This is a genomic window from Pseudanabaena sp. SR411 (assembly GCF_002251945.1).
In the GTDB taxonomy this organism is placed as follows: domain Bacteria; phylum Cyanobacteriota; class Cyanobacteriia; order Pseudanabaenales; family Pseudanabaenaceae; genus Pseudanabaena.
On the sequence record NZ_NDHW01000152.1, the window covers coordinates 1 to 1,595 of the forward strand.

A 1,595-nucleotide genomic window follows, 5' to 3' on the forward strand; every position below is an offset into this window, starting at 1 on the left:
ATTAGGAGATATCACTAATCAGCTAGAGCAGTTTTTTGAATCCAGTCAATTTCTCTCAAAAATACAATTACGAAAAACACTGGATTTTATCTTTTCATTAATTCACTGATCTTATAGCGGGAAGGGAGTAACAGAATAAAAAAGGAGCGCTTTGCGCTCCTTTTTTATTCTGACTGGGGAACTTCTTGCCATAATGTCGAAACTTCGCGAACGCTCGAAAAGGTTCCATTTCCTAAAATTAAATGATCTAAGAGCGGAATACTAAGCATTCTTGCCGCTTCAAGTAACTGACGAGTGAGCGTAATATCTTCGGGACTGGGTGTTGTGTTACCCGATGGATGATTGTGCGCGACGATCAAACGCACTGCGCCACTTTTGAGAACTTCACGGAAAATATCACGGGGATGGGCAAGGGTTTCTGTGGCTGTGCCGATGGTGATAATGCGTTGGGCAATAATCCGATTTTTATTATCAAGCATCACTACAGCGAGACGTTCTTGCGGTTGCCACATTAGGTCTTGGCTGAGTGCAGCAGCAGCTACCGATGGATCAGTAACTTCAGTTAAGTCTGGAGGCTTGGCATAGAGAGCTCTCTTACCTAGCTCGATCGCCGCTAAGATGGCAGTTGCTTTGGCAGGTCCCACACCTTCTATTTGCATGAGTTCTTGCGGTGAGACAGTTTGCAAAGCTGCCACAGGGTCACTAGTGCGATCTTTACCAATGGTTTGTAAGATTAGTTGTCCTAAGCCCACTGCTGAAAGTTTACCTGCTCCCTGACCTGTCCCCAATAAAATTGCGATTAATTCTGCATTGGATAAACTGCGAACTCCTTGACTGAGTAACCTTTCGCGGGGGCGATCGCTCTCAGCCATATCCACAATTCGCAGAGAATATGTCATTTAAATGCGTACCGAGTATTGCAAGAATATTTTCTGCATTTTATCGCGATTGTTAGCAAAAATATCAATTGCGAAGGGGGGAAGATTTATCTATTACGAATTACGAATTACGAGTTACAATTTCCTCGTAATTCGTAATTCGTAGTTAAAAATTCTCTCTCGAATGGCTGTTTGCGATCGCAATGATAAATACCAAAATTGCTGTCTAATATCGCGATCGCCGAAATATTTAGTCTTTCAGAGATGACAATTAGTGACAAATTGGCAAAGTTGGCATTTTTAGCTAAGCCTTGCTAATAGCGTCTTCAATCTCGTCTAGACTTACGTCTGCTTGATCTGATTTTGCATAGATGAGTAAGAGCAAGACTAGCTCAGGTGAAACTACTTGATAGATAACACGATAACCGCCGCTTTTTCCTGTGGGAATATCACTGTTTTTGGCGCGGACTTTAAAAATGGTGAAGTCTAGACCAGAGATTTGATCGCCGATAAGGTTCCCATTTTGTAGCTGTTCGATAATGGGCTGTATGTCAGATTGAACCCACATTCCGCTCGTAATGGAATGAGAAAAACAATTACGAAACAGGTGCAGGGAGCAAATAATAGCGTTGGCAGGTGGGAGAAAAAAACTTTAAAATATGAAGCCGAAGAGGAGACAAATTAACAACTTGAGAGAGTCCCTGAGAGTAAACTAAA

General features: G+C 42.1%; 3 protein-coding genes. All 3 read right to left on the reverse strand.

Annotated elements, in window-relative coordinates:
• Window positions 1–164: 164 nt before the first annotated feature.
• The gene (radC, locus tag B9G53_RS15625) at window positions 165–899 is read right to left on the reverse strand and encodes a DNA repair protein RadC (RefSeq protein WP_094533908.1); all 735 of its coding nucleotides are present in this window, start codon (window positions 897–899) and stop codon (window positions 165–167) included.
• Window positions 900–1,006: 107 nt separating this feature from the next.
• A complete protein-coding gene (locus B9G53_RS27465; RefSeq protein ID WP_176453235.1) occupies window positions 1,007–1,159 on the reverse strand; it encodes a hypothetical protein in 153 nt (50 codons plus the stop codon).
• A 23-nt stretch (window positions 1,160–1,182) separates the two neighbouring features.
• Window positions 1,183–1,446, reverse strand: a complete 264-nt coding sequence (locus B9G53_RS15630; protein WP_254923677.1) for a type II toxin-antitoxin system RelE/ParE family toxin — start codon at window positions 1,444–1,446, stop codon at window positions 1,183–1,185.
• Between the last annotated feature and the right edge of the window lie 149 nt (window positions 1,447–1,595).

Excerpts from the sequence above, each read along its gene's own strand:
- radC (WP_094533908.1), bottom strand. The coding sequence starts at position 899 with ATGACATATTCTCTGCGAATTGTGGATATGGCTGAGAGCGATCGCCCC.
- B9G53_RS15630 (WP_254923677.1), bottom strand. The coding sequence starts at position 1,446 with ATGTGGGTTCAATCTGACATACAGCCCATTATCGAACAGCTACAAAAT.